Here is a 14,896-nt window from a genome sequence, read left to right on the forward strand (position 1 = left end):
CACCAATCAGATCCAGCGTCTCGTCATCAGCCGCCAACTGGCCCGTTGACCGGCGAACCCGCCCCGAAGAGTCACTGATCGCTGCCCGGGAGTCCGAGGAGGTGGTCGACGAAGCTCTTGTAGGCATCGGGCTTGTTGTAGCCGGATTCGAGCTTCTCTTCCTCTTTCTGCAGGTCGGAGGCGAGGTGGGTCTTCATCAGGAAGCCGCGCAGGTGCTGACCGCCGACCCAGCGGCCGAGGTCCTTGGTGGCGGAGGCCCGGTCGCTGAAGGCCCCCATCCTGTCCTCCTGCTGCATGTTCCGCAGTGCCGTCGCCGCAGCCTTGAACTCGGGCTGTCCAGGGGCCGGGGTGCCCTTCTGGTCGTAGTCCCTGCTGACGGCGGCGATGCTGTCGATGTCCTTCTGCTCGACCCCGGCACCGGCGTACAGCGATTTCCGGAAATCCCTGCTCTGTTGCATGCCGATGCTCTCGTACATGATGGTCTTGCCGGCCGACAGTGCCTCGGAGGTGCTCTGGTTGCCGGTCGTCATCACGATCGGCTCGCTCGCCCTGATCAGCGTCAGCATGTCGTCGTGCGGGACCCGGTCGGTCGTGATCCAGTGCATCGTCTTGCCGGTGCCACCGGTGCTTTGGGTCGTGACCGTCAGGGCCTGCGTCTTGGAGGACACCTCCACCAGTCGGACCTCGGCCACCCCGAGTTCTGCGAGTTCGCGTTTCGCGGTCTCGTCGAGTTCCGGCATCCACTTGGGCGAGGACTGGACGACGTGCACGTCGTTGCTCTTGCCGTTCTCGACCTCGGCCACGGTGAGCGCGAACCGCATCGCGCTCTTGTTGGAGTAGGCGAAGTACAGCCGGGAAGAAGCGGCGGCGGCGTAGTCCTTCGCCGCCTGCTCCTGGTTCTCGGGAAAGAGCGCGGTGAGCAGCTCCTTGGACCTCAGTGCCTGGAGGTGCGCCAACCGGGCGGCCCGCTTGTTCTCCTCGCCCTCGATTCCGTCCTGGTGCTGCTTGTAGGCCCGCAGACCGGCGTCGAACGTGATGCCGACCTCTTTCGTACCGAGTCCGGTGGTGTAGCCGGTCCCGTCGGCGCCTGATGGCAGCGGCTCCTCCTTGGAGTACTCGGTCATCGCGGAGACCGTGCTGCCCCACTTGCCGACGCTCTGCTGGAATCTCTTGGTGACAGCCAGCTGCGGGGCGACGACCACGTGGGTGGGGGCCTCGCCGGAACCGAGGTGCGGAGCGTCGGGAGTGGTGCCGTCGAGCACCGTGAACGGGTGGCCGGAGTCCTCGAAGACACCCGGCTGCTTCTTGTACGCCGCGCCGGCGGTCAGCAGTGCGATGTCGTTCTTGTTCGCCTCGGTTCGCGGGAAGTTCTCACGCAGCGCGTCGACGGTCTTGACGCCGAGCATCAAGTCGCCCTTGCCCTGGGCCTCATGGGTGAAGACCGCGATGGGTGCCCGGCCGGTCCACTCCAGGCAGCTGTAGAGCTGGGCGATGAGGTGGGGCATGACCTGCTTCTTGTTGCCGATCTTCACGGATCCGGCCATCTGCCGGAACACCTCGTCGTCCAGTCGGCTCCCCGCCCGTCGGCGCAGGTACGTGCGGGGCTCGGCCCGCTCCTGCTCCAGTTCGGCCCGGGCCTGCGCGGAGTTCGCCGTGAAGCCCTCCATCGAGACCTGCTCGGCGACCCCCTTCTTCCGTTCCCCGACCGGCTCCGGAGGTGCGGTGGTGCGGGCGGGCGGTGCCGGGGCAGGCGCCGGGACCGAGGGGACCTCCTGCCGGGTGGCGGCGGAACTCGACTGCTGCCCCGGGTTGACGGCCCAGGCCGGTTTCGGTTTGAGCTTGGGCTTGGGTTTGGGCCCCGGCTGCGGAGGACGGGCCGGGGTGGCGGGCGCAGGATCCGGAGCGCCCTCTGTAGCCTGCGTGGCCGCCGTGGCCGCCGTGGCCGATGTGGCCCCCGATGCCGACACGGTCCCGGGCTGCTGCGGAAGTGGGAGGCCCAGCGCCTCCGCGAGGGCGCCGAGGTTGTCGTAGACCTCCGTGCCGGCACGTGCCGCATCGACCCTGCTCCACTTCGGCGCCGACCCCGGGATCTGCTCCTTCAGTTCCCTGATCGCCCGAGCAGTGTCGTAACCGTTCAGGTCGCCCTGGAAGACCCGCTGCACGGGGAGGGAGGAGGGGGCAGAGCTCCCGCCACCCGGCGCAGGGGCCGCGTCGGCGCCCGAGCGGCCGTCCTTTGGGGCGGGGCCCCTCATCACCCGACGGGCGTTGGCCTCCGCCTCCCGCTCGAACCGGTCCGAAGGATCCGACACCCGCAGGCCCGCACCGTCGTCGGTGCCGCTGACCGGTCCCTGCCGCTGCTGGATGACGTGTGTCAGCTCATGCGCCAGGGTGTGCTTGTCGGCGCCGCCCTCGCCGACGACCACATGGCTGCCCGAGGTGTAGGCGCGGGCACCGACTTCGGCGGCGGAGACCTTCGCCGCGCTGTCGTTGTGGATACGGACGTCGGAGAAGTCCGCGCCGAGGCGGGCCTCCATTTCCTCGCGCGTCCCGTCGTCGAGGGGGCGGCCCGGGGCGCGCAGGACGTCATGGACGGCGGAACGTTGCACGGCAGGGCGTTGCGCGACGGAGCGTTGTACGGGGGGCTGTTCGGCCCGGTCGGGGCCGCATTCGGCGGAGTGCCGGTGCGTCTCCTCGGCCCAGAGGTGTCCGGCCCGGCGGAGCATCTGGACCACGGCGGCGTTCCCCAGGGTGGCCTGCAGCGGGAGAAGTCCGGGCGGTGGAGGGCTTGATGCGGCTTCAAGGCTGCGGTCCACCCTGCGGACGCCCTCGGTTCCGGTCTTCCCGACGTTCTCGTGGTCGCGCAAGGAGGTCTCTTCCGACGCAGGAGAATTCGACCCTTCCTGCATACGCGACCAGGGAGCGACCGACCAGGTACTTCAGGGCAGCGTCGCCCGGCCGCCCGGACAACGAACGAGGCGCGCACGGGGCAAACGGCTTCCGTCTCAAAGGCGGCGGAGCCCCCTCCAGTCGCCGTGGCGGGACCGTCACCGGCGCAGTGACGTCGAAGTCTTCGGCTACCCGTCGAGCTCTTCGACCGGCTGGCGCAGGATGGTCCTCAGTTTCTCGGGGGCTGTCCTGCGGGGGTCGCTGAGGTAGATCTCGTGGTGCAGGCCCGTCGGGCGCAGGCCGTTGGCGGCGAGGTAGGAGTGGTGGAGTTCGTGCAGCACGGGTGCCTCGTCGTCGTAGGAGCCGATGTGCAGCACCTGGGCGCTGGGGCCTTCGTGGAGGGTGAGGTGCCGGATCCGGGAGATCGTGGGCGTCTTCTTCCTGGCAAGCGCGGTCTGCTTGGCGTCCTCGATCATCTCCTGGGTGATCCAGGAGGGCATGCTGATGAGCATGGTCCACTGCCAGGTGTCCTTGGCTCCGCCGGTGAAGGCTTCGGGCCGGTCCGCCCACCACAGTCCTTCCAGCGGGGCGACGACGAAATCGCCGCCCGCCGTGCGCTTGCCGGCGAACTTGAGGGTGTAGGCGACCGCATAAAGGGCCTCGACCGCGTGGACGTAGGCGGGAGCCGTGTTGGGGTTTCCCCTGCCGTCGACGGCGATGAACTGCTGCTCGGGAACGTCCACGACGGCCCATGCCGTGTTCTTGGGCGCGTAGAACTCCTTCCGCTCCCGCTTGACGTCGTACGGTGCCATGGGTGCCTCACTTCCTGAAGGATGCGCATCGCCCGGTGATGCGCGCGTACGCCCCCGGGCAGTCGACCGGGGGCGGGGGACGGCCGGTGGCGGGCGGCACGATCGGAAGCCGTGACTTCTGCTCCGCCTCGTACCGCCCGGCCTCATCCTGCCTCACGGGTATGACACTCCAGCCACTTCACCGAGCTCGTCCTCGGCCCGGCCGCCGGCCGGTGGCCTCCGGCGCCCCTGAGAGAAATTCGCCGTCGGCGCGACCTTGACAGCGCCGTTCGGCACACGGGATGGTACGTGAACCAGATAGTACGTGTACCTTACTAAAAAGTCTTCGGAGGCAGTGAGGATGGCTGTTCAGATTCGTGAGCTTCACCATGTCGGTCTGGGAATGGACAACGCGACCGCCGATGAAGCGCGTGACTACTACCGCGATGTGCTCAACTTGACGCAGGACGCCGGGAGATGGCACATCCCCGGCATCCACGGCTACTTCCTGGACATCCCCAGCGATGTGCAGATTCACCTGCTGGGCAGCGACGGCCCGTCGCCGTACAGCAAGGGGCCGGGCAAGGACCCCGTGGAAAATCACATCGCGCTGGCCGTCGACGACATCATCGAGGCCGAGGAAGAGCTCAAACGCCTTGGCGTGGAGTACTTCACGCTCGACAACGTCGCTTCCCCGAACCTCAAGCAACTCTTCCTGCGTGATCCCGCGAACAACCTCGTGGAGATTCACCAGCTCGGGTTGTGCCGGTGCCGCAGGAGTCAGCGGCCCGCGCCGGCCGGTCCCTCCAGCTGACGTACCACTCGACGGACATGGCTCACGCACCCGAGCGCACAGCAGTCCCCTGCCGGAGTTCCGTTGCCGTACTTCGGTGATGACCACTGCGTCGCGTGACACACCCGCCGGCTGTCCCCCGACACGGTCACCCCGAGTGTCGGGAGACAGCCCCCGCCTGAGCCAGATGCACCAGGAGAAACACCATGCTCTTCGATATCGCCGCCATGGCCGCCAGACCTCGCTACAACTTGCTGGCTTCGTTGATCGTTCCTCGGCCGATCGCATGGGTCACCAGCAGCGACGCGAGCGGCCGGCTCAACGCGGCGCCCTTCTCCCTCTTCAACCTGATGGCGGGGACTCCCCCCGTTGTGGTCCTCGGAATAGGCAACCGCGCCGGGCGCCCGAAGGACTCCGCCCGCAACATCGTCGAAACCGGCGATTTCGTGATCAACCTGGTCAGCGAAGAGCTGCTCGGGGCGATGAACGTCACCGCCATCGAATTCACCGAGGACGTCGACGAACTCGCCGAGGCCGGCCTCGCGACGCTCCCGTCGCATGCCGTCGGCCCGCCGCGCATCGCTCGTAGTCCGGTCGCGTTGGAATGCACCTACACGCGCAGCGTCGAACTCGGCCAGGGCCGCAATCTGATCATCGGCGAGATCATCTACGCCCACGTCGAGGACGGTGTGGTCCTCAACCCGGACCGCGGACACATCGACGCGGCGCGGATGAACCTGGTGGGACGGATGCACGGGGGCGGCTGGTACACGACCACCACCGCCCCGTTCCGCCTTCCCCGAATCCCGGTCGAGGACCGGCCCCGGACTCCATCGCCGTCGGGCGATCAGGTCTCGGGGTCCTTGAGGTGAACCCACAGCTTGTTGAGGATTCGCTGCAGGTCCTTGCGGTCCCGGTCGCTCAGCGTACGGACCAGGTCCCGGCACGCATCCTCGAAAACCGGTACCGCGTCGGCGACGAACCGCTCACCGGTCGGCGTGATCTCGATGGGCGTGCTGCGGCGGTCCTGGACTTGCCGGGTCCGGGCGATGAGCCCGCGCTTCTCGAGCCAGTCGATCACCCCGGTGGCGCTGGCCTTGGAGATCCCGAAGTAGTCCGAGATCCCGCTGGGTGTCTGCCGCATGGCCCGCGACTTCTCGTCCTCGGCGGACTGTGCGGCGAAAATCATCAGGACGTCGAGCTTGTTCTCCGAGATGCCGAGCCGGTCCAGCTTGCGGTTCACGGCGGCAATCACATCGTCTGCCACCCAGAGCATGGTCAGTCCGAGTGCAGCCGGGCTGATGTCGCGGGCCGGATCGGATCGCGACATCACGCGCAGCACCGGACGCATTGCCTCCGCCGCCGTCCGCCGGATACGGGTGGCCGCCAGCCGCCGGCGGCGTCCGGAAGCGCTGTTCTGTGGCAAGGACATTCCAACAGTCTAGGTGCCAGACCATCAGGGTGCCGAACCATGTCCCCGCTGGGAACCCCCGACCACAACCACGAGCCGATTGGAGACAGGAAGCAGTGCTGACCGCCGCCGAAATCCAGAGCGTCGCCGAGCAACTCGAAACCGCGCAGAGCACGCGTCAGCAGATCCGGCAGGTGTCGCTGTCGTATCCGCAGATGACGATCGACGACGCCTACGCCGTCCAGCAGGCATGGATGGCCGTCAAGACCGGGTCCGGACAACGCATTCGAGGCCACAAGATCGGGCTGACGTCCCGTGCCATGCAGATGTCGTCGAACATCACCGAACCCGACTACGGGGTTCTGCTCGACGAGATGTTCTTCGCCGACGACGCGAACCTGCCCATCGAGTCCTTCATCGTCCCCCGCGTCGAAGTGGAGCTCGCGTTCGTCCTCGACGTCGAGCTGTCGGGCCCGGGGTGCAGCATCATGGACGTCCTCGACGCCACCCGCTACGTCGTGCCCGCACTCGAAATCATCGACGCGCGCATAGAACAGCGGGACCGGGACACCGGACGGACCCGGACGGTGCTCGACACCATCTCCGACAACGCCGCGAACGCCGGAGTTGTCCTGGGCGGACGGCCGGTGCGCCCGGCCGACCTCGACCTGCGGTGGCTCAGCGCCGTCTGTTACCGCAATGCGGTGATTGAGGAGACCGGTGTCGCCGCAGGGGTCCTCAACCATCCGGCAGCTGGTGTCGCCTGGCTGGCAAACCGGCTGGCTGCTCGAGGCGTGGTGCTCGAACCCGGCCACGTGGTGCTGTCGGGATCGTTCACCCGGCCGGTGCTCGCCCATCCCGGAGACACCTTTCACGTCGACTACGGACCGTTGGGTGCCATCGCGTGCCGGTTCAGCACACCCACCGGGGAGTCGGGCACATGAACAGACCCGTCTTCCTCGAAGCCGGCCGGGAGTGCCCGGCGCTCGGCCTGTGGCTCGGCCTGGCCAATCCGTACACGGCCGAGCTCTGCGCGACAATCGGGTTCGACTGGGTGCTGATCGACTCCGAGCACGCCCCCAACACCCTTCGGACCGTCGTCTCCCAGCTCCAGGCGGTCGCCGCAACACCCGCCGTCCCCGTGGTACGGCCGCCGACCTCCCGGCCCGAGGCCATCAAGCGGTACCTCGACATCGGCGCGCACACCCTCCTGCTGCCCATGATCGACGGGCCGGAGCAGGCGGCGGCGGCAGTCGCCGCCACTCGTTACCCACCAGAGGGAACACGCGGTGTCGGCAGCGCACTGGCTCGCGCATCGGGCTGGGGACAGGACACGGAATATCTGTCGACCGCGAACCGTCGCACCTTCGTGATCGCGCAGATCGAGTCCCCGCAAGCCGTTGCCTCGATCGACGACATCGCAGCCGTGGACGGCGTGGACGCGGTCTTCATCGGCCTGTCCGACCTCGCCGCGACGATGGGCCACCTCGGCGAGCCGACGCACGTCGATGTTCTTGCAGCCTTCCGCCACGTGGCCCGGCGCGCCCACCACGCGGGCAAACCCGTAGGGACCTTGGCCGGCAGCGAACAGCTCGCGGAGACCGCCAGGGCGGCAGGTTGCCAGTTCATCGCAGTGGGCACCGACGTCGGACTTCTCACCCGAGGGGGCGCGCAGCTCCTGAGCGCCCACCGGGGCACCAACCGGCCTGCCCGGCCCGCCGTGTACTGAACGTCCGGTGAGCGCCACGCAACGGGAGGCCGTGCCGGCTCCACGGGGTCTTCGCCTCCCTCGTCCGCAACTTCATCCTGGCCGGGTGTGGGCGGGCCTGTCGTCCTCACATCTTGTCAGGGCAGTCGTGTGCGCCCGGGCGGTGGGGCGGGCTCTCGGGTCAGATGTGGGACCGGAAGGGGGCGGCGCCGGTGGGGCCGGCGTTCTCGGGAAAAGGTGTGAGCCGTATGAATCTTGCCAAGTCCTGCTCTATTCGCTGGGCTTCTCCGCGGACGTCGGCAGGGACATCGCCCTGTTCCTCGACAAGACGGCTGTAGATCGGTGTCTCGTAAATCATGGGTGAAATCTCTTTCTCGCACTGGGCCGTATAGGGGGCAGAGGCGTGATTCCGGCCGGGCGGCGCCGCATCGCACTGCACCGCGCCGCATCGCACCGGTCAAGCTGTGGGCCGCAGTTGGTCCGCGGCCCGCGGACTGCGCCTCGGGGCGCGGGGAGTTTCCCCGTGTGCGGAACCGAATGAGCAAGCAGCTCCCCGGCGCCCCTGGGCATGAACTCGTGTCCGGAGGCCGGACACGCGCCACGGGTCATTTCCGGGCGACGAAGCCCCACTGGTCGACGGGCTCGGCATCGCCTTCACCCGGGCCCGGACGCCACAGGGAGATGGAACCGAAGCCCGGCTCGACCAGCTCCATCCCGTCCGCGCTCGCGAGGATCTCCTCGGGCCGGCGCACCAGGTAGGGCGGGGTGTCGCCCGAGGCGTACGCCTCCTGCGCGGCCAGTGTCTGCGGGGTGGCGACGGTGTCGCAGAGCACCAGGTAGCTGCCCGGTACGACGCCGGCCATGTACCGGCGCATGAGATCGATGCCGGCCTGGGGCTCGACGTGTCCCAGCGTGGACAGCACCATGACGGCCACCGGCCGCGTCATGTCCAGGGTTTGTCCGGCCTCTTGCAGTACCTTCTCGGCGTCCCGTATGTCCGCGTGCACGTAGTTCGTCATACCCTCCGGCGCACTCGTCAAGAGGGCGCGGGCATGCGTCAGGACCAGCGGGTCGTTGTCGACGTAGACGATGCGCGCCTTCGGCTGGACGCTCTGGGCGACCTCGTGGGTGCTGTTCTGGACGGGCAGCCCGGTGCCGATGTCGAGGAACTGGGTGATCCCGGCCTCACCGGCCAGATGCCGCACCGCGCGTGCCTGGAAGGCCCGCGACGCCCGGGCGAGGTCCCGTGCTTGCGGGTAGGCCGCAATGACCTGGTCCCCCAGTTCCTGGTCCACCGGATAGTGGTCCTTGCCGCCGATCCAGTAATTCCACACGCGAGCCGAGTGCGGCACGCCGGTGAGGATCTCCGGTTCATTTTTTTCGTTCATGTGCGACCTCGCTTTGTTTTCTCCGCGTCACGACAGGTTCGGATGCGCAGAGGTTTCCGTATCATGGAAAATTCACCACCCAGGAGGTTTCCCCTCCGGCCTTTCGGGATGTTTTTCAGGGCTTCCGCAGCAGTACCCCTTTGCCCGGGCGATGAATTTCCTTTCATCTCAGCTTGCGGACCCGGCAGTTCGGGTGTCTCCCTGCCGGATGCCGGATGGTTCCGATTCGGTTCTCCAGTTCCTGGGATTTCTCGGGGTCGTCCCGGTCGGCACACTCGACGCAGGAGCCGAGAGGAGTGCATGTCGCGGATCCGCGCCCGAACAGGCAGGCCGGTCCATGTGGCGGAGAGGTGCTGTTGTCCAGCGTCCCGCGGAGCGGGAAGAGCGGTTGTTCGGCAGGGAGTTCGAGGGGAGGCATGAGGCATAGGGAGTGAATGCAGCATTCCGAGCAGGGTTCCGAGGTGCTCCGCGCCGGGTGTTCGCGTGCCGGGTGTTCGCGTGCCGGGCAACTGAGGACAGTACTTCCACGTGGTGACGATGCGTTCGGCTGTGAGTGCGGACCGGGGAACGTCCGCTGCCCCGGGGGCTGGAAACCCTTGTTCCGTGAGACACCGGACCAGGGTCACGGCTCTGGCCACGCTCACGCTCCGGGCCTCCGGTCCTCCGGGTCGACTCGCAGCCCCAGGCCCTCCGCCGGAAGCAGGAAAACGGTGGCGGCATGGTCATGGAGGATGGCAGGGGATCGCGTGCTCGGGCCGAGCTGTTGCGCGGCGTCCCGGGCAGCGGCCCCGGGGGCACGGGCGAGGGTTGGTCACGAGAGCGGCGCCTTTTCTGTGGTGTCTATGACATGGTATTCGAGGGCTGCGTCCGCCAGTTCGCGGGCTGTTCCGTTCCCTTGGAACCGCGGGCCGCTGAGGGGTGCGCCTACGTTTCCGACGACCGTTCCCAGTTGTCGGATATGAAGTCCATGCGGCATTTCAAGTGCTTTGGCGAGCTCGTCGGCACGTTCGTCCCCCGGACCGGCGGGCAGCACACGTTCGGCACCCGCGGTCTCGGCGCCTTCCGCCTCACCGTCGGCGGCGCGACACTCTTCGACGGCGTGCACCGCCCTGCCGACGCCGACCCTCTCGCCGCCCTCACCGGGCCCCCGGTCGAGCGCGGTGTCGTGGACCTCCCTGCCGGTGTGCCGGTCGGGGTCGGACTCCTGGCCTCGACGCCGAAGATGAGTTACGGATCCCTGCGAGGGGTGACCTTCGGACTCGCCCACCATGAACCCGTCGGCGAGGACGAGCAGTTGATCGAGGAGGCGGTCGCCGCAGCGACGGCCGCCGACACCGCGATCGTCGTCGTGGCCACCACCGAGACCGTGGAGAGCGAGGGCTTCGACCGCAGCAGTCTGCGCCTTCCGGGACGACAGGACGAACTCGTCGCCCGCGTCGCCGCCGCCAACCCCCGCACCGTCGTCGTGGTCAACGCGGGCGCCCCCGTCGAGATGCCCTGGCGGAACGACGTCGCCGCCGTCCTCGTGACCTGGTTCCCCGGGGAGCAGGGCGGCGCCGCCCTCGCCGATGTCCTCCTCGGCCGCGCCGAACCCGCCGGCCGGCTCCCCACCACCTGGCCCGCCCGCCTGGAAGAGGCGCCTGTCCGAGAGGTCACCCCGCGAGCCGGTGTCCTGCGCTACGACGAGGACGTGTTCATCGGCTACCGGGCCTGGCAGCGGCACGACAGCGAGCCCGCGTACCCCTTCGGTTTCGGACTCGGCTGCACCAGCTGGGAGTACGAGCACATCGAGCCCGTCGGTCCCCGCACCGTACGCGTCCGGACCCGCAACACCGGCAGTCGGCAGGGCCGCGCCGTCGTCCAGATCTATGTGAGCCCCCCGGACGCCACCCCGGCCGAGGGACCTCAACGCCCCGAACGGTGGCTGGCCGGCTTCGCTTCCTTCACCGCGAGCCCCGGCCGGGCGGCCGAGGTGGACATCACCCTGCCGGAGCGCGCGTTCCAGATCTGGGACACCACGTCCGGCTCCTGGGCCACGCTTCCCGGCCGCTCCACCGTCCACGCCGCCCACGCCGCGGCCACTCCCACCCTCTCCACCGAGCTGCACATCACCGGCTGACCCGCCCCACCGACCGCTGTGGGACCGGAACCTGACCACCGGTCCCACAGTGCTCCTCCGCAACCGATCCCCTGCGCCCACGGCCACCACGGCAGCGGAAGGAGACGAGGTCCCTGGCCGCTGACGTCATCATCGTCGGCGCCGGCCGCACCGAGAAGAGGGGCGCCCGATCCGGCCATGCCCGCCGAGGCGCAGCAGGAGCAGCCGCACTCCCTCGTCCGCGCCCTCCTCGGGACCGGCTCGGTGTACCCCCTCCGCCCTCCGCCTCCCTCGACCATCTCCAGAAGCACGGGCAGGGGAAGGGAGGGGAGGTGGTCGATCTCCGGGCCCGGCTGCCGTGCCTCGGGATTCCCGTTCGCCGCTCCGTGAAGGTCGAGCACTGGGTGACGTACGGGATGCACCCCGGGCGGCTTCCTGCTCTCTTCCTCCTGTCCTCTTTCCTGGCCGAGGGTGAGCAGCAGGCCGCGTGAGGTCTCCCCCGACTATCCCGATCTGCCAATATCCCGATCTGCCACTCCGCCCACCCCGGATCCACCGCCACGAGAGGATGGCCCCATGGACGAACTGATGCAGTTCCTTCGTGACCGCCTCGACGAAGACGAATCCGTGGCACGCACTGCCGGAGGCGGCAGCACTGACGGGCTCCGCTGGTTGGACCACGGCTCGGGAAGCGGACTGGTAAGTGATGACGCCGGAATGGTGGTCACCCACAAGCCCAGTACGGATGACGAGCATGCCGCCCATATCGCCCGCCACGACCCGGCCCGCGTCCTGCGCGAGGTCGAAGCCAAGCGGAGCATCCTTGCCCAGTACGAGGAGGCCGTCCGAGGCGCGGCGTCCGACGACTGGCTCGCCCGGGATACCTGGCGCCCCTGTCTCCGCATCCTCGAACCTGTGGTGCGCCTGCTCGTCCTGCCCTACGCCGACCACCCCAACTACCAGGACACCTGGCAATCGTAAGTCCCATTGTCAGCGGATGGATCAAATGCCCCAGCGCAGCGACAGCGTTCTCCTGCCTCAGGAGGAGTACGAGGCTGTGCATGCCGCAGTATCTGCCGGCGCCGATCGTTGGGCCGACGGACAGCCGTGCACGCTCAAATCGACGAGCGATTCCGCACGGCAACGATCCCGTGGCCCGGCCGGGAAACCTGCAAAGCCGACCGAGACACCGCCCACGGATAGCCCGGTGAACCATCCCGGCCACAGCACTCTCTGCGCCGGTGGTACGTCCTCGACCTGGTCGCCCTCGATGTGGCCCCTGTCGGTCCCTCAGAGACGGTCCACATAGGTACCTGATGGAGACGGAAGGGCGGGGATCTGTTGTGGTCTGCTCGCGTCGCGAAGCAGTGTTTCGACGACAATTCGGGAGGCGCCTACCTCTCCGGCTGTTCGTGAGAAGAGGATTTGGTGAATGCTTTCCGGCTGTGCACGAGCAACTCACGCATCCCCGGGTTGTAGGTGTTCTTCCAGATCAGGGCGAGCAATGCGGGTGTATCGACATCATCGATGGTGCGGGCGGTGAGCCGGCCTCGGTAGCTCGCGATCATGGAGTCGCTGAGGACGGCGACGGCGAGCCCGCGGGCGGCGAGCTCGGCAATGGCATCCGCGGCGCTGGCCTGCAGACTGATCACGGGGTGGAGGTTCTGCGCGGCGCAGGCCTGGTCGAATACCGCGCGCAGGCCGGTGCCGGGCGGCATGCACACGATCGGGTGGGCGATCAGCTCGCGCAGGGTGACCCGCCGCTGTTTCGCCAAGGGGTGCCCGGCGGGGACTGCCGCGACGAGCCGCTCGCTGATGATGGTCAGAGCGCCCAGTCCTTCGGGTGTGGCGGCTGCTGCCCCGATGAGTGCCAGGTCGACGGTGCCGGTGCGCACCCCCTCGATGAGCCGGTCGGAGTTGTCCTCCAGCAGTGAGATCTCCACACCGGGGTGTGCCTGGTGGAACGCGGCGAGGGCGTCGAACAGCGGGGTGATGGTGCAGCCGATGACCATTCCGACGGTGAGGTGCCCCCGGAGCAGGTCGGTCACCTCGCCCACCACCTGGCCGACTGCCCCGGCGGCGGCGAGTGCGGCGCGGGCGTGTTCGAGTGCGGCCTTGCCCGCGACGGTGAGGGTGACGGTGCGGGCCGACCGGTCGAACAGCTCGGCTCCGAGTTCCCGTTCCAGCTGGCGGATCTGGGCGCTGACGCCGGACTGGCTGATGTGCACCCGCTCGGCGGCCCGGGTGAAGTTCTGCTCCTCGGCCACCGCGACGAAGTACTCCAGCTGTCTCAGTTCCATGACTGCAGATTCTAGTTTCCAGAAGATTCATCTGTTGGAATTCTGGCCAGTCGATGGCCATGCTGGGAAGCGTCGAAGCCCGACGTCAGGAGGAATTCATGCCGGAGTACGAGAAGGCCATGCGGCCCGAGGACATCACCCGCTTGTTCGTCGAACGATCCAACGCCGGTGACGCGGCCGGGGTCGCCGCACTTTACGAAGAGGGTGCGGTGGTCGCCTACCCGCCCGGCAACCGGACGGTGGGCCGGGAGGCGATTCGTGCGCTGTGGGAGAAGGTGCTGGCCAACCGTCCCCGTTTCGAGCAGGAACAACCGCTGCCGACACTGATCAGTGACGGCATCGCCCTCACCTCGACTCCCCCCAAGGACGGGGCCGGTGCCCGGGCGCAGGTCGTCCGCCGCCAGCCCGACGGAAGCTGGTTGCGCCTGCTCGACCAGCCCGAGTTCGTCCCACCCACCCACTGAATCCTCGTCTCCGCGCCCCATGCTTCCGTGCCCCCATGCCTTCGTGAGCTCGCGGAGCTGAAGGCTTCTGGGCGTGGCCCCGAGAGGTCGGTACCCCGGTGGCGGTCTCGGAGCCGAACGGTTCGTCGGGGCCAGTCCTTCATGCGGTTCTGCCCACCAGCACCGCCTGCGGAACCGCGGCCGCCGTTCCGGCCGTTCTCGCCGCGCTCCGCACGGGCCCGCCACCGGGCCGAGGCAGGGAAGACGTGGGCCTGGCGGCAGCGCTCGGTGGGGGCCGGCTCGATCCGGGCCAACGGGTTGTCGGCCGCCGCCTCCGGCTCGGGTAACGCCTGGAAGCGGAGTTCCCTCACCCCCGCCGAATGCCACTCCACAGCCTCCGCGACCGAAGGGCCGACGCGGCTCATGGTCACGACGGCCTGGTGCGCGACAAGCACTTGGTGGAAGCCCGGCGAGGCCGTCTCACGGGTCTCCACCGGTGTTGTCGGCAATCTGGCGAAGGCCGCGAGCAGAAAGGCAGGCGACGGGCGGGGCAGGCGAGCGGGGACAGGAACTCATGCGACGCGTCCGCCCGCTCGATGACCTCACCGTGAAACTGCTGCTGGGTCGGCTGGAGCACCGGCGAAACCGGTGGCCGAACACCACCAACATCCACCTGCTGATCAACAACCAAACCGCCACCAAGACCAGCCGTGCCAGTAACCACAGGATCAGCGCCCCAATGCGCGGGCAGGACGCGGCGCTGGAGCGGCTCCGCGTCGACCGGCAGCTCGAACAGACCCTGACCCGCGGGACCGATCCGCTCCACCTCGCCGAGGTGTTCGGGCCCGACGAGAAGACCGCGATGCGCTACACGGACTCCGCACGGGCACTGCTGCAACACACAGCCGAGCACTCGGCATCACCCTCGGGAAAAGAACTTGGTCCGGATCGACGGGACTTGGAAAATGACGGCCATGCAGGTCCGACAGGCATGGTCTGATGGCGCATCAGTGGTCGCCGAGGTCCACGTTCGCTCCTGACAGGCAGCCTTTGCGGGTCATGTTCCACAGCACCACCT

The 14,896-nt window shown here is 68.3% G+C and carries 14 protein-coding genes; 9 read left to right on the forward strand and 5 right to left on the reverse strand.

Features of this window, described 5'->3' with window-relative positions:
- Window positions 1-71: 71 nt before the first annotated feature.
- Window positions 72-2,864 carry an eCIS core domain-containing protein gene (locus tag OCT49_RS35660; protein WP_502963506.1) on the reverse strand — a complete coding sequence of 931 codons (2,793 nt, stop codon included), beginning with the start codon at window positions 2,862-2,864 and terminating at the stop codon, window positions 72-74.
- 210 nt (window positions 2,865-3,074) lie between these two features.
- Entirely contained in the window at window positions 3,075-3,698 is a 624-nt protein-coding gene (locus OCT49_RS35665; protein WP_283856311.1) for a GyrI-like domain-containing protein, read from the reverse strand.
- A 340-nt stretch (window positions 3,699-4,038) separates the two neighbouring features.
- Here OCT49_RS35665 and OCT49_RS35670 point away from each other — a divergent pair, with 340 nt between their 5' ends.
- Together OCT49_RS35670 and OCT49_RS35675 are read left to right on the forward strand one after the other, a co-directional pair.
- Window positions 4,039-4,491 carry a VOC family protein gene (locus OCT49_RS35670; protein WP_283856312.1) on the forward strand — a complete coding sequence of 151 codons (453 nt, stop codon included), beginning with the start codon at window positions 4,039-4,041 and terminating at the stop codon, window positions 4,489-4,491.
- Window positions 4,492-4,676: 185 nt separating this feature from the next.
- A complete protein-coding gene (locus tag OCT49_RS35675; protein WP_283856313.1) occupies window positions 4,677-5,342 on the forward strand; it encodes a flavin reductase family protein in 666 nt (221 codons plus the stop codon).
- On the opposite strand, the gene OCT49_RS35680 is transcribed toward OCT49_RS35675, so the two are convergent.
- The gene (locus OCT49_RS35680) at window positions 5,318-5,812 is read right to left on the reverse strand and encodes a MarR family winged helix-turn-helix transcriptional regulator (protein WP_283856314.1); all 495 of its coding nucleotides are present in this window, start codon (window positions 5,810-5,812) and stop codon (window positions 5,318-5,320) included. The genes OCT49_RS35675 and OCT49_RS35680 overlap by 25 nt on opposite strands.
- 185 nt (window positions 5,813-5,997) lie before the next feature.
- Here OCT49_RS35680 and hpaH point away from each other — a divergent pair, with 185 nt between their 5' ends.
- Complete coding sequence (gene hpaH, locus OCT49_RS35685) at window positions 5,998-6,825, forward strand: 2-oxo-hept-4-ene-1,7-dioate hydratase (RefSeq protein ID WP_283856315.1); 828 nt, start codon at window positions 5,998-6,000, stop codon at window positions 6,823-6,825.
- Window positions 6,822-7,610, forward strand: coding sequence for an HpcH/HpaI aldolase family protein (locus OCT49_RS35690; protein WP_283856316.1), 789 nt, complete (start codon window positions 6,822-6,824; stop codon window positions 7,608-7,610). Before hpaH ends, OCT49_RS35690 begins: the two co-directional genes overlap by 4 nt.
- 584 nt (window positions 7,611-8,194) lie before the next feature.
- On the opposite strand, the gene OCT49_RS35695 is transcribed toward OCT49_RS35690, so the two are convergent.
- Window positions 8,195-8,977: an SAM-dependent methyltransferase gene (locus OCT49_RS35695; protein ID WP_283856317.1), complete on the reverse strand. Its 783-nt coding sequence runs from the start codon at window positions 8,975-8,977 to the stop codon at window positions 8,195-8,197.
- Between the two features lie 967 nt (window positions 8,978-9,944).
- On the opposite strand from OCT49_RS35695, the gene OCT49_RS35700 reads away from it, so the two are divergent.
- From OCT49_RS35700 to OCT49_RS35710, 3 genes are all read left to right on the forward strand, one after another.
- Complete coding sequence (locus tag OCT49_RS35700; RefSeq protein WP_283856318.1) at window positions 9,945-11,096, forward strand: glycoside hydrolase family 3 C-terminal domain-containing protein; 1,152 nt, start codon at window positions 9,945-9,947, stop codon at window positions 11,094-11,096.
- Window positions 11,097-11,407: 311 nt separating this feature from the next.
- Entirely contained in the window at window positions 11,408-11,566 is a 159-nt protein-coding gene (locus tag OCT49_RS35705) for a hypothetical protein (protein WP_283856319.1), read from the forward strand.
- Window positions 11,567-11,651: 85 nt separating this feature from the next.
- Window positions 11,652-12,056, forward strand: a complete 405-nt coding sequence (locus OCT49_RS35710) for a DUF6221 family protein (RefSeq protein ID WP_283856320.1) — start codon at window positions 11,652-11,654, stop codon at window positions 12,054-12,056.
- Between the two features lie 413 nt (window positions 12,057-12,469).
- Here the strand turns inward: OCT49_RS35710 and OCT49_RS35715 are convergent, their stop codons facing one another.
- Window positions 12,470-13,375: a LysR family transcriptional regulator gene (locus OCT49_RS35715; RefSeq protein WP_283856321.1), complete on the reverse strand. Its 906-nt coding sequence runs from the start codon at window positions 13,373-13,375 to the stop codon at window positions 12,470-12,472.
- A gap of 98 nt (window positions 13,376-13,473) precedes the next feature.
- Here OCT49_RS35715 and OCT49_RS35720 point away from each other — a divergent pair, with 98 nt between their 5' ends.
- Window positions 13,474-13,839 carry a YybH family protein gene (locus OCT49_RS35720; RefSeq protein WP_283856322.1) on the forward strand — a complete coding sequence of 122 codons (366 nt, stop codon included), beginning with the start codon at window positions 13,474-13,476 and terminating at the stop codon, window positions 13,837-13,839.
- Window positions 13,840-14,425: 586 nt separating this feature from the next.
- Window positions 14,426-14,818 (forward strand): hypothetical protein, encoded by a 393-nt coding sequence (locus OCT49_RS35725; protein WP_283856323.1) that lies wholly within the window; start codon window positions 14,426-14,428, stop codon window positions 14,816-14,818.
- The last annotated feature ends 78 nt before the right edge of the window (window positions 14,819-14,896 follow it).

It is taken from the genome of Streptomyces sp. ML-6 (assembly GCF_030116705.1).
In the GTDB taxonomy this organism is placed as follows: domain Bacteria; phylum Actinomycetota; class Actinomycetes; order Streptomycetales; family Streptomycetaceae; genus Streptomyces.